Genomic DNA, 26,136 nt, shown 5'->3' with positions numbered 1-26,136 from the left:
ATGCAGCTGATCCTGGCCATTGCAATCGGCGTGCTGATCGGATCGGGGCTCTGGCTGCTGATGCGGCCGCGCAGCTATCAGGTGATCATCGGCCTCTGCCTGCTGTCCTATGGCGTGAACCTGTTCATCTTCGGCATGGGCCGCCCCCGGATCGGCGCGCCGCCGGTCATGCCCAAGGGCGGCTTCGTCGATCCGACCGCCTATTCCGACCCGGTGCCGCAGGCGCTGGTGCTCACGGCGATCGTGATCGGCTTTGCCACCACGGCGCTGTTCCTCGTGGTGCTGATGGCCGCGCGCGGCGCGACCGGCACCGATCACGTCGATGGCGTCGAAAGCGCAAGGGTGCGCGAACCGGGCGAGGGGGGCCAGACATGACCCCGGACATTTCCTTTGAAACCACCATCCTCGCCAGCCCCGAGCATCTGCTGATCCTGCCGCTGCTGATCCCGTTCTTCGCGGGCACGCTGATGCTGTTCTACAGCGACAGCCGCCGCTGGCTGAAGCTCGGGATCGGGCTCGCCTCGGTGCTGGCGATGCTCTGGGTTTCGGTCGAACTGCTCGAGCGGATGCGGGGCGAGGGCGACATCCGGCTTTACCTGCTGGGCAACTGGCCGATGCCCATGGGAATCCTGCTGGTGCTCGACCGCCTGTCGGCGATGATGGTGATGCTGACCGCGGTGCTGGCCCTGCCGGCGCTGCTTTACACGGCGGCGGGCTGGCAGGGAAAGGGGCAGCATTATCATTCGCTGTTCCAGTTCCTCCTGGTCGGGCTGAACGGATCGTTCCTGACCGGCGACATCTTCAACCTGTTCGTGTTCTTCGAGATCATGCTCGCCTCGTCCTACGGGCTCGTGCTGCATGGGTCGGGGCCCGAGCGGATCAAGGCCGGGCTGCTTTACATCGCGATCAACCTCGCGGCCTCGCTGCTGTTCCTGATCGGGGTCGCGCTGATCTATGGCGTGGCGGGAACGCTGAACATGGCCGAGATCTCGCGCCTGCTGTCCGACCTGCAGATGGAGCAGCGGCCGCTGTTCCTGACCGGATCGGGGATCCTCGTGCTGGCGTTTCTGGTCAAGGCGGCGATCTGGCCCGCCTGTTTCTGGCTGCCGCGCACCTATGCCGCCGCCGCACCGCCCGCTGCGGCGATGATGGCGATCATGTCCAAGGTCGGGGCCTACGCGATCCTGCGGCTGTCGATGCTGTTCTATGCGCCCGGCTCGGGCGGGATCGAGGGGTTCGGGGGCCCGGCACTGGCCATCGCCGGCATGGCAACCATGGCTTACGGCGCCTTCGGCGTCCTCTCGGTGCCGCGCCTCGCCCTGAAGGCCGGCTATATCACGCTGATCTCGTCGGGAACGGTGGTCGCGATCACCGGCTTTGCACTGAACGGCGGCGGCGAACAGATGCTGGGCGGGGCACTCTACTACCTGTTCGGCTCGACCGTTGCGATCAGTGCGCTTTTCCTGCTGGCCGAGCCCCTCTCGCGCGAGGCCCCCGACGACAAGGAGGCCGACACCCAGGCCGAACCGGAAGAGCCCGAACATTTCTGGGGACCGATGGGCATGGACACGGTCGAGGACGATGACGCGCCGGCCATAACGCTTTCCGCCTCGACCATCGGTCTGGCGGTGTCGTTCATGATGCTGGCCGGGGTGCTGGCCGGAGTGCCGCCCTTTTCCAACTTCATCGGCAAGTTCGCCATGATCTCGGGCGTGGTGACCGGCGCCTCGGGGCCGACGGGGTCGGTGCCCGTGATCGCCTGGATCTTCATCGCCGTCCTGCTGACATCGGGATTCGCGGTGCTGGTCGCGCTGCTGCGATTCGGCATCGCGCGGTTCTGGGTGGCGCCCGGCGACCGGATCCCGGTGCTGGCACTGGAAAGCGCGCCGGTGATCATCCTGCTGGTGGTGCTGGTCGACCTGACGGTGCAGGGAAACCAGGCGATGCGCTATACGCAACAGACGGCCGCGGACCTGCTTGCGCCCCCGGCCTATGCCGATTCCGTTCTGACCTCGACCCCGACCGCCGACCCGGCCAAGGCCGAGGCAGCCGCGGAACGGGAAGCCGAAGGCGGCAGCGGGGAAGCCCCATGAGCCGCCTCGTGCCCCATCCGCTGATGTCGGCCACGCTGCTGCTTGCCTGGCTGCTGCTGACCCGGTTTTCGGTGGGCATGGCGCTGCTCGGGGCGGCGGTGGCGCTGATCGCGGGGCTCGCCATGGCGCCGCTCGGCATGCCAGCGGTGCGCATCCGCAACTGGACCAAGGTGATCCGGCTTCTGGGGATCGTTTCCGTCGATGTCGTGCGCTCGAACATCGCCGTGGTCCGGCTGATCCTGTCCGGGCCCGACGCCTGTGCCGCGCGGGCGAGCTTTCTCGAACTGGACATGTCCCTGCGCGACCGCCATGCGCTGACCGTGCTGGCGGTGATCATCACCTCGACACCGGGCACGACCTGGGTAGAATATGACCCCGAAAGCGGCCGGCTGATGCTGCATGTGCTCGACCTGATCGACGCGGCCTATCTCACCCGGCAGATCCACGAACGCTACGAGGCGCTTTTGCTGGAGATCTTCGAATGAGCCTGCTGTTCCTGCAGATCGCCTTTGTCTATGCGCAGGTCGCGCTCGGGGCGGCGCTGGTGCTGGCCTGCTGGCGGATGATGCTCGGCCCGCGGGCGCAGGACCGGGTGCTGGGCATGGACACGATGTATTTCATCGCGCTCCTGCTGATCATCGTTCTGGGGATGCGCTATGCCAGCCCGTTCTTTTTCGAGGCGGCGCTGGTGATCGCGCTGCTTGGTTTCGTGACCACGGTTTCGCTGGCAAAATTCCTCATGCGCGGCGAGGTGATCGAATGAGCCGTTTCGACGCCCTTCCCCCTCTTGTGCTGGTGCTGGTCGCGGTGCTGCTGATCCTCGGCTCCACCCTTGCCTTTCTGGGCGCGGTCGGGCTGATCCGCCTGCAGTCCTTCTATCAGCGCCTGCATGCGCCGACGCTGGGCACGACGCTCGGGGTGACGCTGATCGCGATGGCCTCGGCGCTGCTGTTTTCCTTTCTCGGCGGGCGCGTGGTCCTGCATGAGCTGGTGATCGTGGTGCTGGTGGTGGCCACGACCCCGGCGACGCTGATCACGCTGGGGCGCGCAGCGCTGCGGCGCGACCGCACCAAGGAGGATCCGACCCTGCCGCCGGTGCAGCGGGCGCACTTTACCCCACCTCGCGACTGACCGGACAGGGGCCCGTCAGCGCCGGCGTCCGCTCATTCGTCCCGCGCGCGGCATTCGCACCAGCGCACCCGGATCCGGCTGGATCACCGATCAGGCCGCCGGCCCGCGATGCACAGGCAGCCGCCGCGCGATACGCGATATCATCCAATCGTCCCGACGGCCTTTGAACACGAGCGAGGGCAGATGGCGGCGGCGGATCGGCGGCATGGCTCCTCCTGCCACGATCATTCGCGGTTTTCCAAGGATTTGCAGGCGGACCACCATGATTTCGGGGAACAAGACGACAATGCGGGCGTTGATGTCATGTAGCCCCGGCCCCGCCGTCGCAGGTGCGACACCAGGCCGCGACCGCAGGCGGGCCGTTTTCGCCCGCCGGGCCGGGGACCGAAACGATCGGTAAAGGAGGACACCATGGTTCCGCTGCTTCGCATCCTGTTGATTCATCTCTGGGTGGCCTGTGTTGCCGGCGTCGCCATGACGGCGGGGCTTGCGATGGGTGAAATCAACGTCTGGACCTTTGTCTGGGCGGGGGTGATCGGCCTGGTCATCGGCGTGCCCGCGGGGATGATAAACTGGGCCTGGCTGCGCCCGAACCGGGCCCGCACCATCGGCTGGACCCGGGAAATCGTGGATCGGTTCTGGCGCCGGAGAGCGCGGCCCGGCCCGCCCGTCGGCGCCGCAAACACCGCCCGTTCTGCGGATATGCCCCGCGCGGAAAGGCGCCTGCCCTGACAGCGGCACTTGGAGACGGCGGGCGGCGGCCTAGAATCGGGAGAGAGGCCGGCCGCAATCGCCGGCGCGCGTAACGGAGGAGGTCATGGAGCCGAAAAGCCTGGACGAAATCATCCGCAAGACCGCGCAGGTTTCGGAATTTGCCCGCAATGCGTCCGATTACCTGTCCGATGTCGAATTCGAACCCGACGAAACCGAAAGCATCGAAGCCGCCCTGCGGGACGTTCACCTGTATATCGAAAAGTCGCTGGCGCTTTACCCGGACAACTCATGGGTGAATGACGTTGCAGAGAAGATAAGGCAGGAAATGCACACGAGCCTGCTGGAGCGGGCAATAGAAACGCGTATCGGCGGCTGACGGACCGCGGCGTCAGACCCCCGGTGTCGCGGGCGCGGGAGCCAGAGACGGCGCGCCGGGGAGGGTTCGGGCCAGGCCGTCGGCCACCGCTTCGGCACTGCGCCGGTGATGAAAATCGGCCGCGACTCGCGCCCGCGACGCCCGGGCCAGCCGTGCGGCGCGCCCCGGATCTGCGATCAGCCCCGCGATTTCGTCGGCCATCGCCGCCGGATCCGAGGCGGGGACGAGAATCGCGTCATGGCCGCTGTCGATCAGTTCGTGATTGCCGCCGACATCGGTCACGACCACCGGCATCTCCATCGCCATGGCCTCCATGATCGCGACCGAGATGCCCTCGTTCAGGCTGGCCAGAGCGAAGATATGCGCCCGCTCCAGCGATTCGCGCACCACGGTTTCGCTGACTGCGCCCAGCAGCCGAACCTGATCGCCAAGCCCCCGCTGCACAATCAGGGCTTCTAGTTCGCGCCGATAGCCCGATCCGCCCTGTTCGTCCTCGCCCGCAATCTCGAGCCGTGCGTCAAGGCCGCGATCCCGCAGCAGCGATATGACCTCGACCAGATCGTCGTGCCCCTTCACCGCGTTGAGCCGCCCGCAGGAAAAGATCCGTATCGGACCGGTGGCGTCCGGCGCCTGCCAGGGCGTTGCGCGGCGGATCTGCTCAAGGTCCACCCCCATCGGCGCCAGGTTGATGACCGACGGAAGGTCCACGCCGATCTGCCGCTCGGCCTCGCGCATCAGCACCCGCGAGATGATCGTGGCAAAGCGTGCATGGCGCCATTTCTGCCGCTGATTGACGCCGTAGCCCTCGAGCGTCGGGCCATGCAGCGTGAGGCTGTAACCGGGACCGCCCAGGCGCTCGGCCAGCATGGCGATGTTCAGGCTGTCGGCGCAGCTATGGGTATGGACATGATTCCAGCCCTGCTGCCGCGCGATCCGCTTGAGCCGCGCCCCCATGAGCAGCAGGCCCAGCATGCGCAGCCGCTGTTTCGCACCCCCCGTCGTTTCCGCCCGCATGGCGGCGGCAATCCCGCGCAGGGCGCCGGCCGGGTTGCGCAGCATCTCGGCCAGGGCGGCGGCCATCCCCGCCATCCCGACCGGCAGGAGGTAACGGGTCTGGCGCTGCGCCTCGGCCGCCCAGGCATGCGAGGTCACGGCGCGCGGCGGCAGCCGGGTGGAAATCAGGTCGGTTTCGATCCCCAGTTCGGCCAGCGCCTGACGTTCACGCCAAAGGAATATATGGGTCTGCCCGGGAAATTCGGGAATGAAGAAACCAATTCGCAGCATATCGCCCCTCCGGCGCAAATGTCGTGTCGTCACACGAGGCCGAGCTGCCCGATCAAGCCCCGGCAGAGCAAGGCTGCCAACCACTCATGCCCGGACCCGTTCCCAACGCAAGGGAGTCCTCGGCGCCTGACCGGATGCTGCCACGATCCGGCCCGCCGAAAAAGCAGGATTTTCCGCACATTGTGCCATGCAGGGTCGCCGGGCGGGGGCGCTGCCGGGAAATCTGTCGGGCCGCCCCGGCGCTCACTCGCATGTCTGGTCGGAAAACCCTTCCGGTCTGCCCATATACATTGTGTTCGTGTCCAGCAACGGACGCTCGACGGCATCGAACGCATTTATCATCCGGGTTTCGACGAACGTCTTTCCGGCCTCTCCCGCCGGGCCGGAGTAATGGTAGGACAGGGATTTCGTCTCGCCGGGCTCGACACCGCCGGAAATGGAAAACGAGCTTTTGTCCTTGCTGATCGGAACCGACCTGCCGTCCTGCCTCACCACATATTCGAATTGAACCCCGCTGATGGCAAAGGAAAGGCCGTTGGTGATATCAAAGGTCAGGTTGTGTGAATAAGCGCCTTTTTCCACCCGCACATTGGAAAGGGCGATCCGGTCATTCAGGCATTGCTGTTGGGCTGCAAGCGCCTCGGCCTTCCTTTGCTTTTCGGCTTCTGCGGTCGCGGCCGCATCCGCCTGGGCCGCGTCCCGTGCCGCAAGGGCGGTTGCCTTCGCCTTTACTTCATCGACCGTAACCCCCGACATCCAGACGTTCATCCCGTCATAGAAGCTGTCGCCCAGTTGCCCCATGGCCATGAGTTGAGGAAAGCCCGGCTCGGCTGCGCCCGTGACGGGATTCCTTTCCATCAGGATCGCCAGAAGCGCTTGCCCGAATGCCTTCTTGTCGTCGGGTGACATATCCCTTGTCACCGCGTCCACGGATTTCTGCATCGTTTCAACAGACGAGAAATCCAGCTCCTTGTCGCCGCCCCATGGCCAGGCAATGACGGGGCTGGCAAATGTCAATGAACCAACAAGCACAAGTGTAACAACTCTCATTCACGTCTCCAGCACGGGCCATGTCACTCCCGAAGCAGTTTTGCCTCTTGTCGATTGAAGATCAAGAATTGGTGACTGCCCGTTGCCTGATGCGCGCGAGCCCGATGCCAAGCGCCGAAAAGATGGCGCCGGACATTGAACGCCTGTCCCTCGGCATTGGCTGACATGTCGGATCATCGTCGTGAGGAATGGTGCCGATGAAGGGACTCGAACCCCCGACCCACGCATTACGAATGCGTTGCTCTACCAGCTGAGCTACATCGGCCCCGTGTGCGCGTGCGCCGCCGGCGGCGTCGCGCGCAGCGCTGATAGCACCGGTGCGGCGCTCTGGAAAGCGTTATTTCCGCGCCGCGTCGCCGCTTTTGTCCGTGCCGCCCTGATCGGGATCGCCGGCGCGCGGCAGATCGACAAGATTGGCCTCGGGTATCGGGCCCAGGTCCGGGGCACCGCCGGGGCCGGGTTCCGGGTCCGGCCCTTCCCCCGGATCGCGGTCGATATCGGGACCCGGATCGCGGCCGACGATCAGTGGCAGGAGGCTCGATTGCACCACGCTTGCCGGCACGTCGCCGCCCGGGCGCGGGGATTCGGACGCTTTCCAGCTCAGAGTGTCGAAGCTCTGGCAGTTGCTGCAGATCGGCGCCCATTCCGCATGGGCATGCCGGCAGTTCTCGCAGACCCAGCGCGGGCCGCGCGGCGCGTTCAGCGCACGGGTCAGCCAGCCCTCGACCACCGCATCCGACGCGCCTTCGCCGCGCGCGACGGCCGCCATCAGGGTAAAGGCCCGCGCATCGCCGTCACCGTCCGTCAGATCGCCGAGCGCGCGGCGCGCCTCGGGAAAATCCTCGGCGGCGATATTCAGTTCGGCCCGCAACAGGCGGGTTTCCTGATGATAGGGATGGGTGCGGGTCAGCGCCTCGAAGCGCGAAAGCCGCTCCTGCGGGGTCTCGGCGGGGCGGATTTCGGCGAATGCGGCGGCCAGATCGGGGTGCGGGCGGACCTCCCACGCCTTGCGGATCACCTTTGCCGCCTTGCGCTGCTGGTCCTGCGCGATATAGGCGCGCGCGGCCATCACCGCCGCCGGGATCAGGTCGGGCGACAGCCGGTTCGCCTCGATCGCGCTTTCCTGTGCCGCAACCCCCGCATCGGTCCGGATCACGTCGCGCGCTTCGGACAGCGCCAGCACCGCGTCGCGCCGCGTATAGACGTCCTTCGGGATCGTGCCCGAGCGGCGCTTCGCGCTCAGGGTCTGGCGGGCGCCCGCCCAGTCATGGGCCTGCGCCTGCAGCCGCAGCAGGATGTCCTGCGTTTCCTCATGGGCGGGCTTCAGCGCCAGTGCCCGTTCCGCCAGCTTGCGCGCCGTCTCGCGATCGCCCTTCGCAAGCCGCTGCCGCAATGCGCCGCGCACGCCGACGAAACGGGTGTGATCATTCTCGATCAGCTTGCGATAGCTTTCGGCGGCAAGCGCGGTCTCGCCGGAAAGCTCGGCGGCCTGCGCCTTGAGCAGTTCGGCAAGCGCCGGATCGTCAAGGTATTTCTCGACCCGGCGCGCTTCCTTCAGCGCGGCGCGCCCCTCGCCCGAGGCCAGCGCCAGCACCGCCTCGGTCACCGCCCGCAGCCCGCGTTTCTCGCGCTTGCGCTCGAAGCGGCGTGACAGCGCGGTCTCGTCCCCCTTGAGAAAACGGAACAGCGCCACCAGCCCGGACAGCACCAGCAGCAAAAGCCATACCGCGACAACCAGCAGCAGCAGCGCGATCACCGTGTGCAGCGGGCCGAAGGTATATTCGGTGCCGGCCATGGTGACCTGCACGCCGCCTTCGATGTCCATGAGGTGGCTCGCCCCGAGCGCAAGCGCGCCGATGACGGCGATGAACAACAGGATCTTGATCAGCGACCAGAGCATTGCATGTCCTTCAGTTGCTGTTCAGGCTCTGCGCCAGATCGTCGGCGGCCCGGATGGCGGCAAGGCGGCCCTCGGCGCGGGCGCGCCACTCCGCAAGGGCGGGTTCTGCTGTCTCGGGAAGCATGTCGAGTTCCTCCAGCGCCGCTTCGAGGTTGCCGCCGTTCAGTTCGGCCTCGGCGCGCGACAGGATCGCGTCGGGGTCGTCACCTTCGCGCGGGGCGACCGAGCGGGCACCAAGCTGGCGCTGCAGGAAGGTGCCGAAGCTGCGCGAGCCGTCATCCTGCGCCCGCACTGCAGCCAGCGCCTCGCGCGCGGCAGGCGGGAATTCGGACTGAAGCGCATTCAGCGTCGCGACCCCCTCGGCAGCGCTTCCGGCAAGTGCTGGCGGGGGCGAAAGTCCGGTCCCGTCCAGCATGCGCAACTGGTCCGCATAGGGACGCCCGGAATCGAGCGCCGCCCGGATCTGCGCCAGCACATCGCGCCCGGTGGCCGCCTGCGCGGCACTTTCGGCCGCCGCTTCGCGGGCACGGGCCTCGGCGTCGATGCGCCGTGCCTCGGCCAGCAGGGTTTCCATCTCGGCCCGCTGGTCGGACATCTGCTCGGCCACCTGGTCCGACATGGTTTCGCGCAGCGTGTCGAGCCTGACTTCCCAATCCGCGGCGAGTTCATCCGGGGCGGCGCCCGCAGGGCGATTGCCCAGCCGCTCGATACGCTCGTCGAGCGCGGCGATGGCCGTGTCGGTATCATCAAGCCGACCGGAAAGTTCGGCGATCTGGTCGGAAAGCGGCTCGGTCAGCGCGGACATGTCGGGGCCGGTGTCATCGGCATTGTCCTCTCCGACCATGGCCTGAAGGCTGTCGATCCCGGCCCGCAGGTCGCGGATGGCCTCGTCCCGGGCGGCGATTTCGCCGCGCAGATCGGCCAGGTCGCCGCTTTGCGCAGAGGAACGGAGGTCTTCGGGCAGGAAACGGTCGATCAGATCGGCCCGACCGGCGAAAAAGCCGAGAAGCGCCGCGAGAACCCCGCCAAGAAGCGCCGGAAGAAACCCGCCGCGCCGCTGCCCGGCGGCTCGCTCGTCCTGTGTGTCCAGCCCCGGCAGGGCACCGGGCACGTCCGTTTTGTCTGCTGCGGTCTTGTCCGCAGCGTCCTCCGGCCTGTCGTCGATGAGGGATTCGGCGGGAGATTCGGCAGAGGATTCGGGCGCCGGCGGCGTGGAACCGGCCGCACCCGTTGCCCAGGGGTCGGATTTCCGGGCACCGTCAAAGCTGCCCGGCGTTGCGGGCCGGTCGGGCGTCTCCGGATCGGGCAGGTCCCCGCCGGGCGTCGCGTCATCCGCACCGTTATCCCCGCCCCCATCCGTGACCGGCACCGCGGGCGACACATCGGGGCGAGGCACCTCCGCACCGGAGTCGTTCGTCTCGTCCGGTGTTGCGCGGGCATCGGGCCGGGGGGATTCAGCGGGTTTTGCGGTTGTGTCCGTCTCGTTCTCGGCCTTGTCGTTGCCATTGGGTTCAGAGTCGGTCTTGTCGGCCACCTTGCTGGTCCTTCCTGGTCCTGACCCGGATATTGCTTGCTGCCTTCGGAGACCTTACTTCGCACCCCGGCAAGCCTCAACCCTGCCTATGGAATTTGCGCCATCCCGGCCAGCCGGCTGACTGCATCGGCAAGCGCCCCGGCGGTCGGGCGGGTGGCGATGACAAGCTGCTCCGGCTTCATTGCGCGCAAGGGGCGGGCGGCGGCCTCGCTGATCGCGGCGAGCCGGAGAGCCCCGGCCGAGCCCTCCCTTGCCGGCGCGCTTTGGACGAATTGCTGCGCGGTGCGCGGAGAGAAAAGCGGCGCGATCACCACGCCCGGCCCGGCAAGAAGCGCCTGCGCCCTGTGGTCGAGTTCAAGAAGCTCCTGCTCGTAGATCACCTGCACCCGGAGTTCGCAGCCGATGGGCGCGAGCGCCCCGGCGATGTCGGCGCTGCCATGGCGTCCGCGCAGATGCAGAAGCGGCCCCTCCGGGGGGTCGGCCTGCATGGCGGCGATCATCTCGGCCGCGTTTTCACCAAGCATTACCGCTTGCCACCCGGCCTCGCGCGCCTTTCGCGTGGTCCAGGCACCGACGCAGTAAACCGGCAGATCGCGCCGTTCTGTCAGGCCCGACGCGGTGGCAACGCCGTTTTCCGATGTGAACACGATACCGCGCGCATCACCAAATTCGACCCTCGGCGTCAGCGGCACGATCCGCAGCAGGGGAGAGTGATGCACCGCGAGCCCATCACGCAGCACGGCGGGCAGCGCGGCGACGAACCGTTCGCTCGCGGCCGGGGGGCGGGTCATCAGCAAGGTGGGTTTCGCCATCGCGGCGCCCCTCTCGGGATTGTTTGCGAGCGTTGCGGATGTTACCTGCGCAGCAATCGGGTTGCAACGGGCGGGCAGATGCCCCGCACAGGATGATGACGGTAACGGTTCTGGGGCTGGAAAGCAGTTGTGACGACACCGCCGCCGCCGTGGTGCGTGGAACGTCCGGCAAGGCACGGATCCTTTCCTCGGTGGTTCACGGACAGGATGCGCTTCATGCCGGTTACGGCGGCGTCGTGCCCGAGATCGCGGCGCGCGCCCATGCGGAAAAGCTGGATCTCTGCGTGATGCGGGCGCTGGCCGAGGCGGGCGTGACCCTTGGCGATCTTGACGCGGTCGCGGTGACGGCGGGCCCCGGGCTCATCGGCGGGGTGCTCGCCGGGGTGATGTGCGCGAAAGGCATCTGCGCCGCGACCGGCCTGCCGCTGATCGGGGTGAACCATCTGGCCGGGCATGCGCTCACCCCGCGCCTGACCGACGAGGTTGCCTGGCCCTACCTCGTTCTGCTGGTATCGGGCGGGCATTGCCAGTTCCTGATCGCGCGGGGACATGACGATTTCACCCGGCTCGGCGGCACCATCGACGATGCGCCGGGCGAAGCCTTCGACAAGGTTGCGCGCCTTCTCGGCCTGCCGCAGCCCGGCGGCCCCGCAGTCGAATCCGAAGCCCGGAAGGGCGATCCGGCGCGATTCGCCTTTCCGCGCCCGCTGCTTGACCGGCCCGGGTGCGATCTGTCCTTTTCCGGGCTGAAAACCGCGCTGCTGCGCCAGCGTGACCTGATCGTGCGCGAAAAGGGCGGCATCACGCGGCAGGACCGCGCCGACCTCTGCGCGGGGTTTCAGCAGGCGGTCGCGGATGTTCTGGCCGAGAAATCGCGCCGCGCGCTTGCCCATTATACCGCGCTTGCGCCCGCCGCCCCGATCATGGCCGTGGCCGGCGGGGTGGCGGCGAACGGCGTGATCCGCGCGGCGCTGAAAGAAGCCTGCGCCGGGGCGGGGGTTGAATTTCTTGCACCCCCGCTTGCGCTCTGCACCGACAATGCGGCCATGATCGCCTATGCCGGAATCGAACGCCATCTTGCCGGGGCGCATGACGACATGACGCTTTCGGCGCGGCCGCGCTGGCCGCTCGACGGCAGGGCCCCGCCCATGCTGGGCAGTGGCCGGAAAGGAGCACGGGCATGAACATCAGCGTGATCGGTGCGGGCGCCTTCGGCACGGCGCTGGCGATCTCGCTCGCGGCGAAGGGGCCGGTGCGGCTCTGGGCGCGCGACGCCGGGCAGGCCCGCGAGATGCAGGAGCGGCGCGAAAACGCCCGTTACCTGCCCGGCATCGCCTTCCCGCCGGGGCTGGAGGTCGGCGCCGATTTCCCGCAAGGGTCCGAACATGCGATCATGCTGCTGGCGGTGCCGATGCAGCAGTTGCGCGGGGTTCTGAACGAACGCGCAGAGGCCCTCGACGGGGCGGTGCTGGTGGCCTGCTGCAAGGGGATCGAGCTCGGCAGCGGTGCCGGCCCGTTGTCGGTGATCACCGACACGCTCCCCGGTGCTCCCCACGCCCTGCTCACCGGGCCGAGCTTTGCCAGTGACATCGCCCGCGGCCTGCCGACCGCGCTGACGCTCGCGGCAAGTGATGCGGCACAGGGCCGCCGGCTGCAGGAGCGGCTTTCGACCCGCAATATCCGGCTTTATCGCACGACGGACGTGATCGGGGCCGAGCTTGGCGGGGCGCTCAAGAACGTGGTGGCGATCGGCTGCGGCGCGGCGATCGGGGCCGGGCTCGGCGCCAGCGCACGGGCGGCGCTGATGACGCGGGGCTATGCCGAAATGCAGCGCATGGCGCGGGCGATGGGGGCACGGACGCGCACGCTTGCCGGGCTTTCGGGATTCGGGGATCTGGTCCTGACCTGCACGTCCGAACAGTCGCGGAACTATCGCCTCGGGCTCGCCATCGGCGGGGGGCGGGAGTTCGACTCCGGCATCACCGTCGAGGGGGCGGCAACCGCAAGGGCGGTCGCGGCGCGGGCCCCGGATCTGGGGCTCGACATGCCGATCACCGATACGGTCGTGGCCCTGCTCGACCGGCGGGTGACGCCGGCGGATGCGATGGCGAGGCTGCTTGCCCGGCCGCTGAAAGAGGAATGACCGCCGGTCCGCTGCGGATCCGGCACCGCGCCAGTTACCGGTCCGGCCAGAATGTTTTGCAAACGAGTCGCATTTCGCTTGACGATTGAGAATGAGTTGCATTTACATGCTCTATCTGTCAGTGGAAAACGGGAAGGATCCCCCATGTCGTCAAGATTTGCGCATTTCCTCGGAACGGTGGCCGCCGGTGCGATGCTGGCCGGGCCGGCTGCGGCGGACGAGTCGCGCATGAAGGTGGTCACGACCTTTACCGTTCTGGCCGACATGGCAAGGAATGTGGCCGGTGACGCGGCCGATGTGGTCTCGATCACGGTGCCGGGGGCCGAGATTCACGAATACGAGCCGACGCCGCGCGACATCGTGCGGGCGCAGGATGCAGATCTGATCCTGTCGAACGGGCTGGGCCTGGAACGCTGGTTCCAGAAGTTCCTGGATCAGCTTGGCGACCTGCCCTCGGCCGAGGTGTCGGCAGGAATCGAGCCGCTTTCGATCTCGGGCGGGGAATACGACGGCAAGCCGAATCCCCATGCCTGGATGGGGCTCGAAAACGCGGTGATCTATGTCGACAACATGCAGGCCGCCCTTGCCGCGAACGACCCCGACAATGCCGAAGCCTATGCCGCCAACGCCGATGCCTACAAGGAAAAGCTGCGGGCCGAGCTCGACCCGCTGCGGGCGATCATCGCCGCGGTTCCCGAGGAAAACCGCTGGCTGGTCAGTTGCGAGGGGGCCTTCAGCTATCTGGCCCGCGACCTCGACATGCAGGAGCTGTTCCTCTGGCCGGTGAATGCCGACCAGACCGGCACGCCGAAACAGGTCAAGCAGGTGATCGACGGCGTGCGGGAACACGATGTCCCGGCCGTGTTCTGCGAAAGCACGGTGAACAGCGCCCCGGCGAAGCAGGTCGCGCGCGAAACCGGCGCGGCCTTTGGCGGTATCCTCTATGTGGACAGCCTGTCAAAACCGGACGGTCCGGTGCCGACCTATCTCGACCTGCTGCGGGTCACGACCGAAACCATCGCCAGAGGGCTTTCCGGCGCCGAAAAGGATGCAAGATGACGCGTGAAAGCCCCGGCTCGATGCAGACGGCCCCGCGGCCCCGGGCCGGCGAAGACGCGCCCGGCGGCGGAATCACCGCGCGGGACGTGACCGTGACCTATCGCAACGGGCACACCGCCCTGCGCAACGCCAGTTTTGCGATTCCGAAGGGAACCATCACCGGCCTGGTCGGAGTCAACGGAGCCGGGAAATCGACCCTGTTCAAGGCGATCATGGGCTTCGTGCCGGTTGCAAAAGGGGAAATCCGCCTGCTCGGGCGCTCGATCCGCGAGGCGCTCAGGCAGAATTTCGTCGCCTATGTCCCGCAGGCCGAAGAGGTGGACTGGTCCTTCCCGGTGCTGGTCGAGGACGTGGTGATGATGGGGCGCTACGGGCATATGGGCTTTCTGCGCCGCCCATCGGCAGCCGACCGGGCGGCGGTGGATGCGGCGCTGTCCCGCGTGAACATGCAGGACTATCGCCACCGCCAGATCGGCGAGCTTTCGGGGGGTCAGAAAAAGCGGGTCTTTCTGGCGCGCGCGCTCGCGCAGGAGGGGCGGGTGATCCTGCTTGACGAGCCCTTCACCGGCGTGGACGTCAAGACCGAGGAACAGATCATCGCCCTGCTGCGCGAGTTGCGGGCCGAGGGGCGGGTGATGCTGGTCTCGACCCACAACCTCGGCTCGGTGCCCGAATTCTGCGACCGGGTGGTGCTGGTCAAGGGCACGGTGCTGGCCCATGGCCCGACCGGGACGACCTTTACCCGCGCCAACCTCGAACGCGCCTTCGGCGGTGTGCTGCGCCAGTTCACGCTGGGCGGCGAGGCCCTGCACGAGGATGACGACCGCCGCCGCGTCACCATCTACAGCGACGACGAACGGCCGCTGGTCCATTATGCCGATCGCATCCATACGCAGGAGGGCGGGCCGTGACCTCGTTGCTTGAGCCGTTCAGCTACGGCTACATGACCAATGCCATGTGGGTTTCGGCGCTGGTCGGCGGCGTCTGCGCCTTCCTGTCCGCCTTTCTGATGCTCAAGGGCTGGTCGCTGATCGGCGATGCGCTTTCGCATTCGGTGGTGCCGGGGGTGGCGGGCGCCTATATGCTGGGGCTGCCCTTCGCGCTTGGCGCCTTCATCTCGGGCGGGCTTGCGGCGGCGGCCATGCTGTTCCTGTCGAACCGGTCCGGGCTCAAGACCGACGTGGTGATCGGGCTGATCTTTTCGGCGTTCTTCGGGCTCGGCCTGTTCATGGTGTCGATCCGGCCCATGGGATTTTCGGTGCAGACCATCACCATGGGCAACATCCTTGCGATCACGCCGCAGGATACGCTGCAACTGGCCATCATCGGGCTGACCTCGCTGGCCGTGCTGCTGGCCAAGTGGAAGGATCTGCTCGTGGTGTTCTTTGATGAAAACCACGCGCGCTCGATCGGTCTGCACCCGCGCCTGCTCAAGGCCGTGTTCTTCACCCTGCTGTCGGCCTGCGTCGTGGCGGGGATGCAGACGGTCGGGGCGTTTCTGGTCATCGCGCTCGTGGTGACGCCGGGGGCCACGGCCTATCTGCTCTGCGACCGCTTTCCGCGGCTGATCCTGCTCGCGGTGCTGATCGGCACGCTGACCAGCTTTCTCGGCGCCTACCTGTCCTATTTCCTGAACGGCGCAACCGGCGGCATCATCGTCTGCCTGCAGACGCTGATCTTTCTGGCGGCCTTTGTCTGGGCGCCGAAACACGGGCTGCTGGCGGCCCGCGCCCGGGCACGGCAGGCATCGAGGGACGAAGGGGTGCGGCCATGATCGACCAGATCCTTCTGCCGTTCCAGTTCCCCTTCATGCGGGATGCCTTCCTGATCTCGGCCATCGTGGCGGTGCCGACGGCGCTACTGTCCTGTTTCCTTGTGCTGAAAGGCTGGGCGCTGATGGGCGATGCGATCAGCCATGCGATCCTGCCGGGCGTCGTGCTGGCCTATATCCTCGGGCTGCCGCTGATCCTCGGCGCGTTCGGTGCCGGGATGGTGACCGCGCTCGCCACCGGCTATCTGGCCGAGAACAGCCGCGTCAAGCAGGACACCGTCATGGGGGTGGTGTTTTCGGGCATGTTCGGGCTGGGGATCGTGATCTACACTTGGATCAGTTCGGACGTGCACCTGAACCATATCCTGTTCGGCAACATGCTCGGGGTGAGCACGCAGGATCTGTGGACCGCCGGCACCATCGCCGCCGTGGTTTCGGCGCTTCTGCTGCTGAAATGGCGCGACCTGATGCTGCACGCATTCGATCCGGCGCAGGCGCGGGCCTCGGGGCTGCGGGTGGGGCTGCTGCATTACGGGCTGCTGACGGCGCTTTCGCTGACCATCGTCGCGGCGATGACCTCCGCCGGGCTGATCCTGGCCGTGGCGCTGCTGATCGCCCCCGGCGCCATCGCCTTTCTTATCACCCGCAGCTTCGGCCGGATGCTGGCCGTTGCCGCGCTGGTCTGCCTCGGCGCCAGTTTCGCGGGTGTCTATCTCAGCTTCTTCATCGACAGCGCGCCGGCGCCGACGGTGGTGCTGATCCTGACCGGCTGTTTCCTGATCGCCTTCGCGCGCAACAGCCTGCGGATGCGCCGGGCATCACAGCGCGCCTGAACCGTGATCCCGAACTGAAAAAGCCGGGCCCCGCTGGTGCCCGGCTCTTGTGCATATGGGTCGAAACCCGGTCAGTAACGGTAATGATCGGGCTTGAAGGGCCCCTCGGCCTCGACCCCGATATAGGCGGCCTGTTCGCTGCTCAGCGTGCTGAGCTTGACCCCGATCTTGTCCAGATGCAGCCGCGCGACCTTTTCATCAAGATGCTTGGGCAGCACATAGACCTTGTTTTCATAGGCATCGCCACGGGTCCACAGCTCGATCTGCGCCAGCACCTGGTTGGTGAAACTGGCCGACATGACAAAGCTCGGGTGGCCGGTGGCGTTGCCGAGGTTCAGAAGCCGCCCTTCGGACAGGAGGATGATACGGTTGCCGCCCGGCATCTCGATCATGTCCACCTGGTCCTTGATCGGCGTCCACTTGTGGTTCTTGAGCGCCGCCACCTGAATTTCATTGTCGAAATGGCCGATGTTGCCGACGATCGCCATGTCCTTCATCGCACGCATGTGTTCGACCCGGATCACGTCGCGGTTGCCGGTCGCGGTGACGAAGATATCGGCCGAGGAAACCGCATCCTCGAGCGTCGTCACCTCGAACCCGTCCATCGCCGCCTGCAGGGCGCAGATCGGGTCGATTTCGGTCACTTTCACACGCGCGCCGGCCCCGCGCAGGCTGGCCGCCGACCCCTTGCCGACATCGCCATAGCCGCAGACCACGGCGGTCTTGCCGGCCATCATCGTGTCGGTGGCGCGGCGGATGCCGTCGACCAGGCTTTCCTTGCAGCCGTACTTGTTGTCGAACTTCGACTTGGTGACCGAGTCGTTGACGTTGATCGCCGGGAACGGAAGCTGCCCCTTCTCGACCATCTGGTAAAGCCGGTGCACGCCGGTCGTGGTTTCCTCGGACACGCCGCGGAGCTGGTCGCGCTGACGGGCGAACCAGCCCGGAGTTTCCGCGATGCGCTTGCGGATCTGGGCAAAGAGCGCCTCTTCCTCTTCGCTGGTGGGGTTCGCGATCAGATCCTCTTCGCCCGCCTCGACCCGCGCGCCGAGCAGGATATAGAGCGTCGCATCGCCCCCGTCGTCGAGGATCAGGTTCGCGCCGCCGTCGAACTGAAAGATCCGGTCGGCATAATCCCAGTATTCGGCCAGCGTCTCGCCCTTGACGGCAAAGACCGGAACGCCCGTCGCGGCAATCGCCGCCGCCGCGTGATCCTGGGTCGAGAAGATGTTGCACGACGCCCAGCGCACCTCGGCCCCGAGCGCGGTCAGCGTCTCGATCAGCACCGCCGTCTGCACCGTCATGTGCAGGCTGCCGGCGATCCGCGCGCCCTTGAGCGGCTTTGCCGCGCCGTATTCCGCGCGCAGCGCCATGAGGCCCGGCATTTCGGTTTCGGCAATGTCGAGTTCCTTGCGACCGAATTCGGCCAGCGAAATGTCCTTGACGATATAATCTGTGCTCACGGGGTCCACTCCAGCTGTTTGCGCCGCTCTATCACCCTGCGGGGGCTGGCACAATCCATGCGGGTTTACACCGCGGGGCCGGGGAATTATCGAGGCCGGAAACCCTTTGGGACCCGCACCCGGACGACGCGATGAAACAGCCCCGCGCCTGGCAGCGCATGCTCTCGGGACGCAGGCTCGACCTGCTGGACCCGACGCCGGTCGATATCGAGATCGAGGATATCGCCCACGGCCTTGCCTTTGTCGCGCGCTGGAACGGGCAGACACTGGGCGATCACGCCTATTCGGTTGCCGAACATTCGCTTCTGGTCGAGACGCTGTTTGCCCGCATCAGCCCGGAAGCAGGGCCGAAATGGCGCCTGTCCGCGCTGCTGCACGACGCGCCGGAATATGTGATCGGAGACATGATTTCTCCGGTCAAGGCAGCGGTCGGCCCCGCCTATGAGGATCTCGACCAGCGGCTTGCCGCGGCGATCCACCTGCGCTTCGGCCTGCCGGCGGTGCTTCCGGCGCCGATACGGCGCCAGATCAAGCAGGCCGACCGGATCAGCGCCTGGATAGAGGCCACGGCGATCGCCGGTTTCTCGCTGCCGGAGGCGAACCGCCTGTTCGGCAAGCCCCCGCCCGGCCTGACCGAGGGGCTCGGGATCACGCTGCGGCCGCCCGCGCAGGTGCGCGCGGCCTATCTGGGGCGGCACGGCGCGCTCATGGCGCAGATCTAGCTGACGGCGGGCCCACGGCTTTACAGCGGCTTCGGGATGCCCCTATCCTCACCGGCAAGAGACCCCGCATTCAGGAGACCGCCATGCGCCCCGCCCTTGGTATAGTCCTGCTCGTCCCGCTGCTGGCCTGTTCCGGGACGGAACCGGCCGGTGATCCGGCCGACGACGGGTTGAGAGCCCGGCAGGAGGCCGCCTGTACCGCGGCGATCACGGAACACATCAGGCAGCCGCCCGAAGCCATCACCTCGCGCCGGGTGTCCGAAACCGGCGGACGGGCCCAGGTCGAGGCCCGGGATGGCGACCGGCTGCATATCTGCGATGTCGATGCGGCCGGGACCGTGCTGGATTACCGCCACCCGCGCCCGTGACCCCCTGAAGACGCAGGACGCCCCGATCCCCTGCGAAGGATGATACCGACATGACCACGACTTCCGAACAGGCGCTTTCGCCCGAGGACATCGCCCGCTTCGGTGAGGATCCCGGGCGCAGCTTTGCCGCCAATCTTGCGAGGGTGCAGGACCGCATCCACGCGGCCAGCCGGCAAAGCGGGCGCGCGGCGGATTCGGTCCGGCTGCTGCCGGTGACCAAGACCGTGCCGGCCCATGTGCTGCGCCTGGCCCACGCCGCCGGAGTGCACGACTTTGGCGAAAACAAGCTGCAGGAAGCCCGCGACAAGCAGGCGGCGCTTTCCGATCTTGCGATCCGCTGGTGCATCATCGGCCACCTGCAGACCAACAAGGTGAAATATCTAGTCCGCTTCGCCGCCGAATTCCACGCGCTCGACAGTATCCGGCTTGCCGAGGCGCTGAACCGCCGGCTGGACCAGGAGGGGCGCGACCTCGACGTTTACGTGCAGGTGAACACCTCGGGCGAGGACAGCAAGTTCGGCCTCGCGCCCGATGCGCTCCTGCCCTTTGTCGAACGCCTGCCCGATTACCCGCGTCTGCGCCCCAAGGGGCTGATGACGCTTGCCGTGTTCAGCAGTGATCACGAACGTGTGCGGACCTGCTTCCGCCTTCTGCGCGATCTGCGCGACAAGGCGGTGGCGGTTCATCCCGAGATTGCGCAGCTCTCCATGGGGATGTCGGGCGATTACGAACTGGCGATCGAAGAGGGCGCCGATGTTGTGCGGGTCGGGCAGGCGATCTTTGGCCCGCGCCCCACCAATGACGCCTTTTACTGGCCCGGATTCGCCCCGGAAGGAAGCGGCTGAACCGATTGGGCCGCCGCTCAGCGCGGGCTGCGCTTGGCCAGGATCCGCTGCAGGGTGCGCCGGTGCATGTTCAGGCGGCGCGCGGTCTCGCTCACGTTGCGGTCGCAAAGCTCGTAAACCCGCTGGATATGTTCCCAGCGCACACGGTCGGCGCTCATCGGGTTTTCGGGCGGCGGCGGCAGTTCGTCCGGCCCGGCAAGCAGCGCATGGGTCACATCGGCGGCATCGGCGGGTTTGGAAAGATAATCGGTGGCACCGATCTTGACCGCAGCGACGGCGCTGGCGATCGCGCCGTATCCGGTGAGCACCACCACCCGGCAGTCGGGGCGGCTCGTGCGCAGCACCTCCACCACGTCGAGCCCGTTTCCGTCCTCGAGCCGCAGATCGACCACCGCATAGGCCGGTGGCCGGCTCCGGGCCAGCACGCATCCTACTGCGACGGTATCGGCGGTTTCCACGTCGAAGCCGCGTTTCTCCATTGCCTTGGCCAGCCGCCGCAGGAACACTTCGTCATCATCGACCAGAAGAAGCGATCTGTCCGGCCCGATTTCGAGCATTGACGCCTCGTCGGTCATGCCTACCTCAGGTCGTTTTGTCCTGTTCGCAATATGTGCATATGCCGGGGAAAGGTCAAACCCGGATCACATCCCGGCGGCATCGAGAAAACAGGCGGCGCGCCCGGCAAGCTCCTCGGGGCCGGTGTCGCGGCGGAAGAACTCGACAAAGCCTTCATCCGGCAGCACCAGATAGGACATGGTTGTGTGATCGACGAGGTAATATTCGTCATCCGAGGGCTGCGCCTGGTAATAGGTCTTGTAGGCCTGGCTCGCCGCCTTGACCTGTTCGGGCGATCCGGTCAGCCCCACCATGTCGGGATGGATCGCCTCGGCGAATTCGCCCACCACCTCGGGCGTGTCGCGCCTGGGGTCGATCGAGATGAACACCGGCGTGACCGCATGCCCCTGCTCCTTCAGGAGATCGACCGCAACCGCATTGCGCGCCACGTCGATGGGGCAGACGTCGGGACAGAAGGTATAGCCGAAATAGATCAGCGCCGGCTGCGTGATCACGTCCTTGTCGGTCACGGTGCGGCCCTGCGAATCGACCAGCTCGAACGGACCGCCGATCTGTGCCGCGCCGCCGGCGACCTGGCTGCCGCGGCACTGGGCAAAGCGGTCCCCGCCCGCCTTTCCGCTGATCTGCCACCAGGCCACGCCGGCAATCGCGAGGGCAACAAGAACGACGGCGACGGCAATGGCATGGATCGGTTTCATGGAAGTTCTCCGCAGCGGCTGGACGGTTGATCGCCCGCGATCATCTTCCTATCAATTCGGGCGGCGGTTACAACACCGCCGCTGATCAAGGCTCTGTCATGCCCGAAGCCACCTCTGCCCTGTTGAGCGGCTCGGCGCCGCGTCACTGGATCCGGCTGCGCACGCTGATCCTGCTGCGCTGGGGGGCGATCCTCGGGCAGATCGCCGCAATCGCCGGGGTCTACCTGATCTACGACATACGGATCCCCTTCGGGCTGTGTTCGGTCGCGATCGGCGCGCCGATCATCCTCAACCTCGTCGCCATGACGGTCCTGCCCGAGAACAAGCGGCTGTCTGAATCGCAGGCGCTGCCCATGGTGATGTTCGACCTGCTGCAGCTTGCATTCATGCTTTATCTGACCGGCGGGCTGAACAATCCCTTCGCCATGCTGCTGCTTGCTCCGGTCACGATAACGCCCGGTATGATGGGGCTGCGCTTTACCCTGGTCATCGGCGCGACGGCGATCGTGCTGGTGACACTGCTGGCGCTGTTCAACATCCCGCTGACCACCGCAGGCGGGGCCGAGTTCGTGATCCCCGAGACGTTCCGGCTCGGCATCTGGGCTGCGATCATCATCGCCACCCTGTTCATGGGGGCCTATTCCTGGCGCATCAGTTCCGAGATGCTGAGCATGTACGACGCGCTTGCCGCGACCCAGCTTGCGCTTGCGCGCGAACAGAAGCTGACCGACCTCGGCGGCGTCGTCGCGGCGGCGGCCCATGAGCTCGGCACGCCGCTCGCCACCATCAAGCTGGTCAGCTCCGAACTGGTGGACGAGCTTTCCGAATACCCCGAACTGCGCGAGGATGCGGCGCTGATCCGCCAGCAGGCCGACCGCTGCCGCGACATCCTGCGCAACATGGGCCGCGCCGGCGAGGACGATCCGCACCTGCGGCAGGTGCCGCTCGGCGCCGTGCTCGAAGAGGCGGCCGAACCCCACGCAAGCCGGGGCAAGACCCTGCATTTCGAACAGTTCCCGCTGGCACGCGAGCCGCAGCCGGTGATCCAGCGCAAGCCCGAACTGATTCACGGGCTGCGCAACCTGATCCAGAACGCGGTCGATTTCGCCGACGCGAATGTCTGGATCGAGGCCCGCTGGAGCGAAACCCGCATCGCCGTGCGGATCATGGACGACGGCACCGGGTTTGCGCCGGCGCTGCTCGGGCGGATCGGCGAACCTTTCATGCGCGGCCGCGCAAGCGGTGCGCGGATGCGTCCGGCCTATGACGGGATGGGGCTCGGGCTGTTCATCGCCAAGACGCTGCTGGAACGCACCGGCGCGCGGCTGCGATTCGCCAACGGCTCGGATCCGGCCCATGCCTCCGAGAGCCGGGGCAGCCGCCACGGCGCCGTGGTCGAGGTGGTCTGGTCGCCGCGTGAACGGATCGAGGCCCGCCCCGCCCGGCACCCCCGCCCGCACCAACCGAAGAGCTGATGCCGGAATCTGGCACCGGACAAATGCCAACGGATCGATTCCACGGTGCTTTCTTCCGTCAGCGGCGGATTCTTGCCGGGCGCGGCGGCAAAATCTCCGATCCGGCCCGAATTAAACCGCGGTTAACCTTTGGTGCGCCAGGATCCTTGCGTAGCGGTGAACGAGTCGGGCGGAGTGCGAAGGATGATGTGGGAGTGGCTGATACTCGGCGCCATGTGCGTGATCGCCGCGGCTGGATCCGTCTGGTTCATGCGCTGCCCGGCCATGGCTGACACAGAGGAATCGCCCTTGTTCCGCGCGGCGCAGGACAGCGGGCCGGTCTGGCTGTTCGAGGGCGAGATCCTGATCGACATGAGCCGCGCGGCCCGCCTGCTCGACCCGGCGGAACGCCCTGTCGGCAACTGGTCGGATCTGCGCGCCTCTCTGCGCCTGCGCTTTCCGGGCTTTCCCGAAACGCGGGAGGATCCGGGGCGCGCGCTCGTGGTGGATCCCATCGAGGACGAGGATCCGATGGAGGTCACCTGCGAGTGGCTCGACGAGATGATCCGCGTGCAGATGAACCCGCGCCGCCCCGGACATGCCGAACCCGATGCCGCGCAGGGCGTGCAGGGCCTGCCCCTTTCGGCCATCGACCATGCGCCCTATCCGGCCTGGTGGCTCGACGCCGGGGGCCGGCTGTGCTGGGAAAACGGCGCCCACGAGCGCCTGCGGGACCGGGTCCGGGACGGGTCGCCCGCACCCGGGGAGCCGCTGTTCGCCATCGCCGCCACCGATCCGTCGGACGGCACCCGCATGCGGCGCGCGCTTGCGGCAGGCACCCGCGAACTCTGGTTCGATGTCTCGGTGGTTCCGCACGGGACGGGACACCTTTGTTTTGCGCTGGATGTGAACGCAGAGGTCGAGGCCGAGGCCGCACAGCGCAATTTCGTGCAGACGCTGGCCAAGACATTCGCGCATCTTTCGATCGGGCTCGCGATCTTCGACCGCAACCGCCAGCTCGTCATGTTCAACCCGGCGCTGACCGACCTGACTGCACTGCCGGTCGATTTCCTGAGCGCGCGCCCGAACCTTCTGTCGTTTTTCGATCGGCTGCGCGATCAGCGCATGATGCCCGAGCCGCGCGATTACCAAAGCTGGCGGCAGCAGATGACCGACCTCGTCGCCGCCGCCAGCGACGGTCAGTATGCCGAGACCTGGACCCTGCCTTCGGGGTCGGTCTATTCGGTCACCGGCCGTCCGCACCCGGATGGTGCCATCGCGTTCCTGTTCGAGGACATCAGCGCCGAAATCACCCTGACCCGCCGGTTCCGGGCCGATCTTGAACTGGTGCAGTCGGTGCTCGATCATCTTGACCGTGCCATCGCAGTCTTTGCAGCCGACGGAACGCTCGGCATCTCGAACACCGCCTACCGCCGGCTGTGGTGCACCGACCCCGACGAATGCCTGGTGCCGACCACCATCACCGACGCCACGCGGCTCTGGCAGGGTCACTGCCGCGCCACCCCGCTCTGGGGGCAGATCCGTGATTTCGCCGCCATGCGCGGCAACCGCACCTTCTGGAGCGGCGATTTCCGCCTGAACAGCGGACGCGAGATGATCTGCCGCATCCATCCGGTGGACGGCGGCGCCACCATGGTCACGTTCGAGCCATCAGTGCTCGGGCATCGCCGCGCCCTGCCCCCGGCCGAAAAGCGCATCGCCCTGGCCTGAAAAATCCCGGCCAGGCGTTACGGCCCCCGGGTCGGCGATTGTTGCAGCCGGCACTTGCAGCCGGAGCGGGCCTTGGTCATTCTGACGCCATGAATGCAACCTCCGTCACGCTGAAAAGCCATTCGCCGGCCGAGACCGCGGAAGTCGCCGCCCGGCTCGCCGCGACGCTGCGCGGCGGCGACTGCCTGCTGCTCGATGGACCGGTCGGCGCGGGCAAGACCCATTTCGCACGCGGCCTGATCCAGAGCCTGCTGCCCACACCCGAGGACGTGCCCTCGCCGACCTATACCCTGGTGCAGAGCTACGACACCACGGCCGGGCCGCTGTTCCACGCCGACCTCTACCGGCTGACGGGAACGGACGAGATCGAGGAGCTCGGCCTGCCCGAGGCGTTCGAATCGGCGATCTGCATCGTTGAGTGGCCGGACCGCCTGGGTCCGCTTGCGCCCCAGGATGCGCTGCGCGTGACCTTCGCCGCCGATGACGGCGCCGCCGAGGTGCGGTGCATCTCCTTCGGCTGGAGCGACGCCCGCTGGAGCGGCCGCATCCCGGAGATCAGCAATGCCTGACCGCGCCGCCCGGATCATCGCCTTTCTGGCCGCCACCCCCTGGGCCGGTGCCGAGCGCGCCCCGCTGGCCGGGGATGCCTCCCCCCGGCGGTACGAGCGCCTGCGCGATCCCGAAAGCGGGGCGACTGCCGTGCTCATGGATGCCCCGCCCGGGCCCGGCGAGGACGTGCGCCCCTTTGAACGCCTTGCGCGCCACCTGCGCGACATGGGGTTGAGCGCACCGGAGATCCTTGCCTCGGACGCCGAAGCCGGGCTGCTGCTGATCGAGGATCTGGGCGATGCACTGTTCATCCGCCGCACCGCCGAGGCCCCCGAACAGGAAGAGACGCTTTACCGTGCCGCCGCCGACGTCCTGGTCGAACTGCAGCGCCATCCCGCGCCCGCGCTCGAAACCCCGACGCCGCAGCAGCTTGCGGCGATGACCGACCTTGCCTTTACCCATTACGCCGCCGCGATCACCGGGCCGTGCGACGAAATGGTGATGGAGCGGTTCCAGAGCCGTTTTGCCGATATTCTGGGCGAGGTCCTGAGTGCCGCTCCGGTGCTTGCGCTGCGCGACTATCATGCCGAAAACCTTCTCTGGCTCGAGCGGCGGGCGGGCGCGGCCCGGGTCGGGCTGCTCGATTTTCAGGACGCGATCCTGACGCATCCGGCCTATGATCTCGTGTCGCTGCTGCAGGATGCGCGCCGGGATGTCTCGCCGGCGATCGAACAGGCCACCATCGCCCATTATATCGCCCGGACGGGCAGCGACCCGCAGCGCCTTGCAACCGCCTGCGCCGTGCTCGGGGTGCAGCGGAACCTGCGCATCCTCGGCGTCTTTGCCCGGCTTGCGCGCGAGCGGGACAAGCCCCGCTATCTCGACCTGTTGCCCCGGGTATGGAAGCACCTTGCGCGCGGGCTCGACCATCCGGCGCTGGCCGGGGTGGCGGATACGCTCTGGCGCGAAATCCCCCAGCCCTCGCCGCAGGCCGTTGCCAAGCTGAGCCGCCGGCCGTGACGCACCCGCT

Annotated in this window: 28 protein-coding genes and 1 tRNA gene; 20 read left to right on the top strand and 9 right to left on the bottom strand. The window is 67.1% G+C overall.

Features of this window, described 5'->3' with window-relative positions:
• From B0B01_RS07050 to B0B01_RS07020, 7 genes are all read left to right on the top strand, one after another.
• A complete protein-coding gene (locus B0B01_RS07050) occupies positions 1–375 on the top strand; it encodes a Na+/H+ antiporter subunit C (protein WP_076649013.1) in 375 nt (124 codons plus the stop codon).
• Complete coding sequence (locus B0B01_RS07045; protein ID WP_076649011.1) at positions 372–2,093, top strand: monovalent cation/H+ antiporter subunit D; 1,722 nt, start codon at positions 372–374, stop codon at positions 2,091–2,093. Before B0B01_RS07050 ends, B0B01_RS07045 begins: the two co-directional genes overlap by 4 nt.
• Positions 2,090–2,578 (top strand): Na+/H+ antiporter subunit E, encoded by a 489-nt coding sequence (locus B0B01_RS07040; protein WP_076649009.1) that lies wholly within the window; start codon positions 2,090–2,092, stop codon positions 2,576–2,578. Before B0B01_RS07045 ends, B0B01_RS07040 begins: the two co-directional genes overlap by 4 nt.
• Positions 2,575–2,856, top strand: a complete 282-nt coding sequence (locus B0B01_RS07035; RefSeq protein ID WP_076649007.1) for a K+/H+ antiporter subunit F — start codon at positions 2,575–2,577, stop codon at positions 2,854–2,856. Before B0B01_RS07040 ends, B0B01_RS07035 begins: the two co-directional genes overlap by 4 nt.
• The gene (gene mnhG / locus B0B01_RS07030; RefSeq protein WP_076649005.1) at positions 2,853–3,224 is read left to right on the top strand and encodes a monovalent cation/H(+) antiporter subunit G; all 372 of its coding nucleotides are present in this window, start codon (positions 2,853–2,855) and stop codon (positions 3,222–3,224) included. The genes B0B01_RS07035 and mnhG overlap by 4 nt, the downstream gene beginning before the upstream one ends.
• A gap of 411 nt (positions 3,225–3,635) precedes the next feature.
• Complete coding sequence (locus B0B01_RS07025; protein WP_076649003.1) at positions 3,636–3,956, top strand: hypothetical protein; 321 nt, start codon at positions 3,636–3,638, stop codon at positions 3,954–3,956.
• An 85-nt stretch (positions 3,957–4,041) separates the two neighbouring features.
• Positions 4,042–4,314 carry a hypothetical protein gene (locus B0B01_RS07020; protein WP_076649001.1) on the top strand — a complete coding sequence of 91 codons (273 nt, stop codon included), beginning with the start codon at positions 4,042–4,044 and terminating at the stop codon, positions 4,312–4,314.
• Positions 4,315–4,326: 12 nt separating this feature from the next.
• On the opposite strand, the gene epsE is transcribed toward B0B01_RS07020, so the two are convergent.
• From epsE to B0B01_RS06990, 6 genes are all read right to left on the bottom strand, one after another.
• Entirely contained in the window at positions 4,327–5,598 is a 1,272-nt protein-coding gene (gene epsE, locus B0B01_RS07015; RefSeq protein ID WP_076648999.1) for an exopolysaccharide biosynthesis GT4 family glycosyltransferase EpsE, read from the bottom strand.
• 243 nt (positions 5,599–5,841) lie between these two features.
• Complete coding sequence (locus B0B01_RS07010) at positions 5,842–6,648, bottom strand: hypothetical protein (protein ID WP_143733020.1); 807 nt, start codon at positions 6,646–6,648, stop codon at positions 5,842–5,844.
• Positions 6,649–6,837: 189 nt separating this feature from the next.
• A tRNA-Thr gene (locus B0B01_RS07005) sits at positions 6,838–6,913 on the bottom strand.
• Between the two features lie 72 nt (positions 6,914–6,985).
• Positions 6,986–8,548, bottom strand: a complete 1,563-nt coding sequence (locus B0B01_RS07000) for a heme biosynthesis protein HemY (protein WP_076648995.1) — start codon at positions 8,546–8,548, stop codon at positions 6,986–6,988.
• A 10-nt stretch (positions 8,549–8,558) separates the two neighbouring features.
• Positions 8,559–10,082 (bottom strand): hypothetical protein, encoded by a 1,524-nt coding sequence (locus tag B0B01_RS06995; protein ID WP_076648993.1) that lies wholly within the window; start codon positions 10,080–10,082, stop codon positions 8,559–8,561.
• An 86-nt stretch (positions 10,083–10,168) separates the two neighbouring features.
• Positions 10,169–10,894, bottom strand: a complete 726-nt coding sequence (locus B0B01_RS06990) for a uroporphyrinogen-III synthase (RefSeq protein WP_076648991.1) — start codon at positions 10,892–10,894, stop codon at positions 10,169–10,171.
• Between the two features lie 92 nt (positions 10,895–10,986).
• Here B0B01_RS06990 and tsaD point away from each other — a divergent pair, with 92 nt between their 5' ends.
• The 6 genes from tsaD to B0B01_RS06960 all read left to right on the top strand — a co-directional run bounded on the left by tsaD (position 10,987) and on the right by B0B01_RS06960 (position 16,700).
• On the top strand, positions 10,987–12,078 hold the full coding sequence (gene tsaD, locus B0B01_RS06985; RefSeq protein ID WP_407675234.1) for a tRNA (adenosine(37)-N6)-threonylcarbamoyltransferase complex transferase subunit TsaD: 1,092 nt from the start codon (positions 10,987–10,989) through the stop codon (positions 12,076–12,078).
• Positions 12,075–13,037: an NAD(P)H-dependent glycerol-3-phosphate dehydrogenase gene (locus B0B01_RS06980; protein WP_076648989.1), complete on the top strand. Its 963-nt coding sequence runs from the start codon at positions 12,075–12,077 to the stop codon at positions 13,035–13,037. The genes tsaD and B0B01_RS06980 overlap by 4 nt, the downstream gene beginning before the upstream one ends.
• A 144-nt stretch (positions 13,038–13,181) precedes the next feature.
• Positions 13,182–14,096 carry a metal ABC transporter substrate-binding protein gene (locus tag B0B01_RS06975; protein WP_076648987.1) on the top strand — a complete coding sequence of 305 codons (915 nt, stop codon included), beginning with the start codon at positions 13,182–13,184 and terminating at the stop codon, positions 14,094–14,096.
• 20 nt (positions 14,097–14,116) lie between these two features.
• Positions 14,117–15,007 (top strand): manganese/iron ABC transporter ATP-binding protein, encoded by an 891-nt coding sequence (locus tag B0B01_RS06970; RefSeq protein WP_143733065.1) that lies wholly within the window; start codon positions 14,117–14,119, stop codon positions 15,005–15,007.
• The gene (locus tag B0B01_RS06965) at positions 15,004–15,870 is read left to right on the top strand and encodes a metal ABC transporter permease (protein ID WP_076648983.1); all 867 of its coding nucleotides are present in this window, start codon (positions 15,004–15,006) and stop codon (positions 15,868–15,870) included. The genes B0B01_RS06970 and B0B01_RS06965 overlap by 4 nt, the downstream gene beginning before the upstream one ends.
• A complete protein-coding gene (locus B0B01_RS06960) occupies positions 15,867–16,700 on the top strand; it encodes a metal ABC transporter permease (protein WP_076648981.1) in 834 nt (277 codons plus the stop codon). Before B0B01_RS06965 ends, B0B01_RS06960 begins: the two co-directional genes overlap by 4 nt.
• A 71-nt stretch (positions 16,701–16,771) precedes the next feature.
• Here the strand turns inward: B0B01_RS06960 and ahcY are convergent, their stop codons facing one another.
• On the bottom strand, positions 16,772–18,163 hold the full coding sequence (ahcY, locus tag B0B01_RS06955) for an adenosylhomocysteinase (RefSeq protein WP_076650102.1): 1,392 nt from the start codon (positions 18,161–18,163) through the stop codon (positions 16,772–16,774).
• Between the two features lie 131 nt (positions 18,164–18,294).
• Here ahcY and B0B01_RS06950 point away from each other — a divergent pair, with 131 nt between their 5' ends.
• From B0B01_RS06950 to B0B01_RS06940, 3 genes are all read left to right on the top strand, one after another.
• Positions 18,295–18,885 (top strand): HD domain-containing protein, encoded by a 591-nt coding sequence (locus B0B01_RS06950; protein ID WP_076648979.1) that lies wholly within the window; start codon positions 18,295–18,297, stop codon positions 18,883–18,885.
• An 83-nt stretch (positions 18,886–18,968) separates the two neighbouring features.
• Complete coding sequence (locus tag B0B01_RS06945; protein WP_076648977.1) at positions 18,969–19,253, top strand: hypothetical protein; 285 nt, start codon at positions 18,969–18,971, stop codon at positions 19,251–19,253.
• 50 nt (positions 19,254–19,303) lie between these two features.
• Positions 19,304–20,098, top strand: a complete 795-nt coding sequence (locus B0B01_RS06940) for a YggS family pyridoxal phosphate-dependent enzyme (RefSeq protein WP_076648975.1) — start codon at positions 19,304–19,306, stop codon at positions 20,096–20,098.
• 17 nt (positions 20,099–20,115) lie between these two features.
• On the opposite strand, the gene B0B01_RS06935 is transcribed toward B0B01_RS06940, so the two are convergent.
• Together B0B01_RS06935 and B0B01_RS06930 are read right to left on the bottom strand one after the other, a co-directional pair.
• Positions 20,116–20,673: an ActR/PrrA/RegA family redox response regulator transcription factor gene (locus B0B01_RS06935; RefSeq protein ID WP_076648973.1), complete on the bottom strand. Its 558-nt coding sequence runs from the start codon at positions 20,671–20,673 to the stop codon at positions 20,116–20,118.
• A 66-nt stretch (positions 20,674–20,739) separates the two neighbouring features.
• Entirely contained in the window at positions 20,740–21,372 is a 633-nt protein-coding gene (locus tag B0B01_RS06930; RefSeq protein WP_076648971.1) for an SCO family protein, read from the bottom strand.
• A 98-nt stretch (positions 21,373–21,470) separates the two neighbouring features.
• Here B0B01_RS06930 and regB point away from each other — a divergent pair, with 98 nt between their 5' ends.
• The 4 genes from regB to B0B01_RS06910 all read left to right on the top strand — a co-directional run bounded on the left by regB (position 21,471) and on the right by B0B01_RS06910 (position 26,126).
• On the top strand, positions 21,471–22,847 hold the full coding sequence (gene regB, locus B0B01_RS06925) for a sensor histidine kinase RegB (protein WP_076650101.1): 1,377 nt from the start codon (positions 21,471–21,473) through the stop codon (positions 22,845–22,847).
• A gap of 183 nt (positions 22,848–23,030) precedes the next feature.
• A complete protein-coding gene (locus tag B0B01_RS06920; RefSeq protein ID WP_234967724.1) occupies positions 23,031–24,557 on the top strand; it encodes a PAS-domain containing protein in 1,527 nt (508 codons plus the stop codon).
• Positions 24,558–24,646: 89 nt separating this feature from the next.
• Positions 24,647–25,126, top strand: coding sequence for a tRNA (adenosine(37)-N6)-threonylcarbamoyltransferase complex ATPase subunit type 1 TsaE (gene tsaE, locus B0B01_RS06915; RefSeq protein ID WP_076648969.1), 480 nt, complete (start codon positions 24,647–24,649; stop codon positions 25,124–25,126).
• Complete coding sequence (locus B0B01_RS06910) at positions 25,119–26,126, top strand: aminoglycoside phosphotransferase family protein (RefSeq protein WP_076648967.1); 1,008 nt, start codon at positions 25,119–25,121, stop codon at positions 26,124–26,126. The genes tsaE and B0B01_RS06910 overlap by 8 nt, the downstream gene beginning before the upstream one ends.
• Positions 26,127–26,136: the final 10 nt, after the last annotated feature.

The organism is Pontibaca methylaminivorans (genome assembly GCF_900156525.1).
Lineage (GTDB): Bacteria > Pseudomonadota > Alphaproteobacteria > Rhodobacterales > Rhodobacteraceae > Pontibaca > Pontibaca methylaminivorans.
The sequence above is the reverse complement of the archived record's forward strand: the minus strand, read 5'-3'. Positions and strand labels throughout refer to the sequence as shown.

Excerpts from the sequence above, each read along its gene's own strand:
- B0B01_RS06950 (WP_076648979.1), top strand. The coding sequence starts at position 18,295 with ATGAAACAGCCCCGCGCCTGGCAGCGCATGCTCTCGGGACGCAGGCTC.
- B0B01_RS07000 (WP_076648995.1), bottom strand. The coding sequence starts at position 8,548 with ATGCTCTGGTCGCTGATCAAGATCCTGTTGTTCATCGCCGTCATCGGC.
- B0B01_RS06930 (WP_076648971.1), bottom strand. The coding sequence starts at position 21,372 with ATGAAACCGATCCATGCCATTGCCGTCGCCGTCGTTCTTGTTGCCCTC.
- B0B01_RS06960 (WP_076648981.1), top strand. The coding sequence starts at position 15,867 with ATGATCGACCAGATCCTTCTGCCGTTCCAGTTCCCCTTCATGCGGGAT.
- B0B01_RS06920 (WP_234967724.1), top strand. The coding sequence starts at position 23,031 with ATGATGTGGGAGTGGCTGATACTCGGCGCCATGTGCGTGATCGCCGCG.
- B0B01_RS07035 (WP_076649007.1), top strand. The coding sequence starts at position 2,575 with ATGAGCCTGCTGTTCCTGCAGATCGCCTTTGTCTATGCGCAGGTCGCG.
- B0B01_RS06910 (WP_076648967.1), top strand. The coding sequence starts at position 25,119 with ATGCCTGACCGCGCCGCCCGGATCATCGCCTTTCTGGCCGCCACCCCC.
- tsaD (WP_407675234.1), top strand. The coding sequence starts at position 10,987 with ATGATGACGGTAACGGTTCTGGGGCTGGAAAGCAGTTGTGACGACACC.
- mnhG (WP_076649005.1), top strand. The coding sequence starts at position 2,853 with ATGAGCCGTTTCGACGCCCTTCCCCCTCTTGTGCTGGTGCTGGTCGCG.
- B0B01_RS07020 (WP_076649001.1), top strand. The coding sequence starts at position 4,042 with ATGGAGCCGAAAAGCCTGGACGAAATCATCCGCAAGACCGCGCAGGTT.
- B0B01_RS06990 (WP_076648991.1), bottom strand. The coding sequence starts at position 10,894 with ATGGCGAAACCCACCTTGCTGATGACCCGCCCCCCGGCCGCGAGCGAA.
- B0B01_RS06975 (WP_076648987.1), top strand. The coding sequence starts at position 13,182 with ATGTCGTCAAGATTTGCGCATTTCCTCGGAACGGTGGCCGCCGGTGCG.
- regB (WP_076650101.1), top strand. The coding sequence starts at position 21,471 with ATGCCCGAAGCCACCTCTGCCCTGTTGAGCGGCTCGGCGCCGCGTCAC.
- B0B01_RS06945 (WP_076648977.1), top strand. The coding sequence starts at position 18,969 with ATGCGCCCCGCCCTTGGTATAGTCCTGCTCGTCCCGCTGCTGGCCTGT.
- tsaE (WP_076648969.1), top strand. The coding sequence starts at position 24,647 with ATGAATGCAACCTCCGTCACGCTGAAAAGCCATTCGCCGGCCGAGACC.
- B0B01_RS07050 (WP_076649013.1), top strand. The coding sequence starts at position 1 with ATGCAGCTGATCCTGGCCATTGCAATCGGCGTGCTGATCGGATCGGGG.
- B0B01_RS06980 (WP_076648989.1), top strand. The coding sequence starts at position 12,075 with ATGAACATCAGCGTGATCGGTGCGGGCGCCTTCGGCACGGCGCTGGCG.
- B0B01_RS06935 (WP_076648973.1), bottom strand. The coding sequence starts at position 20,673 with ATGACCGACGAGGCGTCAATGCTCGAAATCGGGCCGGACAGATCGCTT.
- B0B01_RS07025 (WP_076649003.1), top strand. The coding sequence starts at position 3,636 with ATGGTTCCGCTGCTTCGCATCCTGTTGATTCATCTCTGGGTGGCCTGT.
- B0B01_RS07040 (WP_076649009.1), top strand. The coding sequence starts at position 2,090 with ATGAGCCGCCTCGTGCCCCATCCGCTGATGTCGGCCACGCTGCTGCTT.
- B0B01_RS07045 (WP_076649011.1), top strand. The coding sequence starts at position 372 with ATGACCCCGGACATTTCCTTTGAAACCACCATCCTCGCCAGCCCCGAG.
- B0B01_RS06970 (WP_143733065.1), top strand. The coding sequence starts at position 14,117 with ATGCAGACGGCCCCGCGGCCCCGGGCCGGCGAAGACGCGCCCGGCGGC.
- epsE (WP_076648999.1), bottom strand. The coding sequence starts at position 5,598 with ATGCTGCGAATTGGTTTCTTCATTCCCGAATTTCCCGGGCAGACCCAT.
- B0B01_RS06940 (WP_076648975.1), top strand. The coding sequence starts at position 19,304 with ATGACCACGACTTCCGAACAGGCGCTTTCGCCCGAGGACATCGCCCGC.
- B0B01_RS07010 (WP_143733020.1), bottom strand. The coding sequence starts at position 6,648 with ATGAGAGTTGTTACACTTGTGCTTGTTGGTTCATTGACATTTGCCAGC.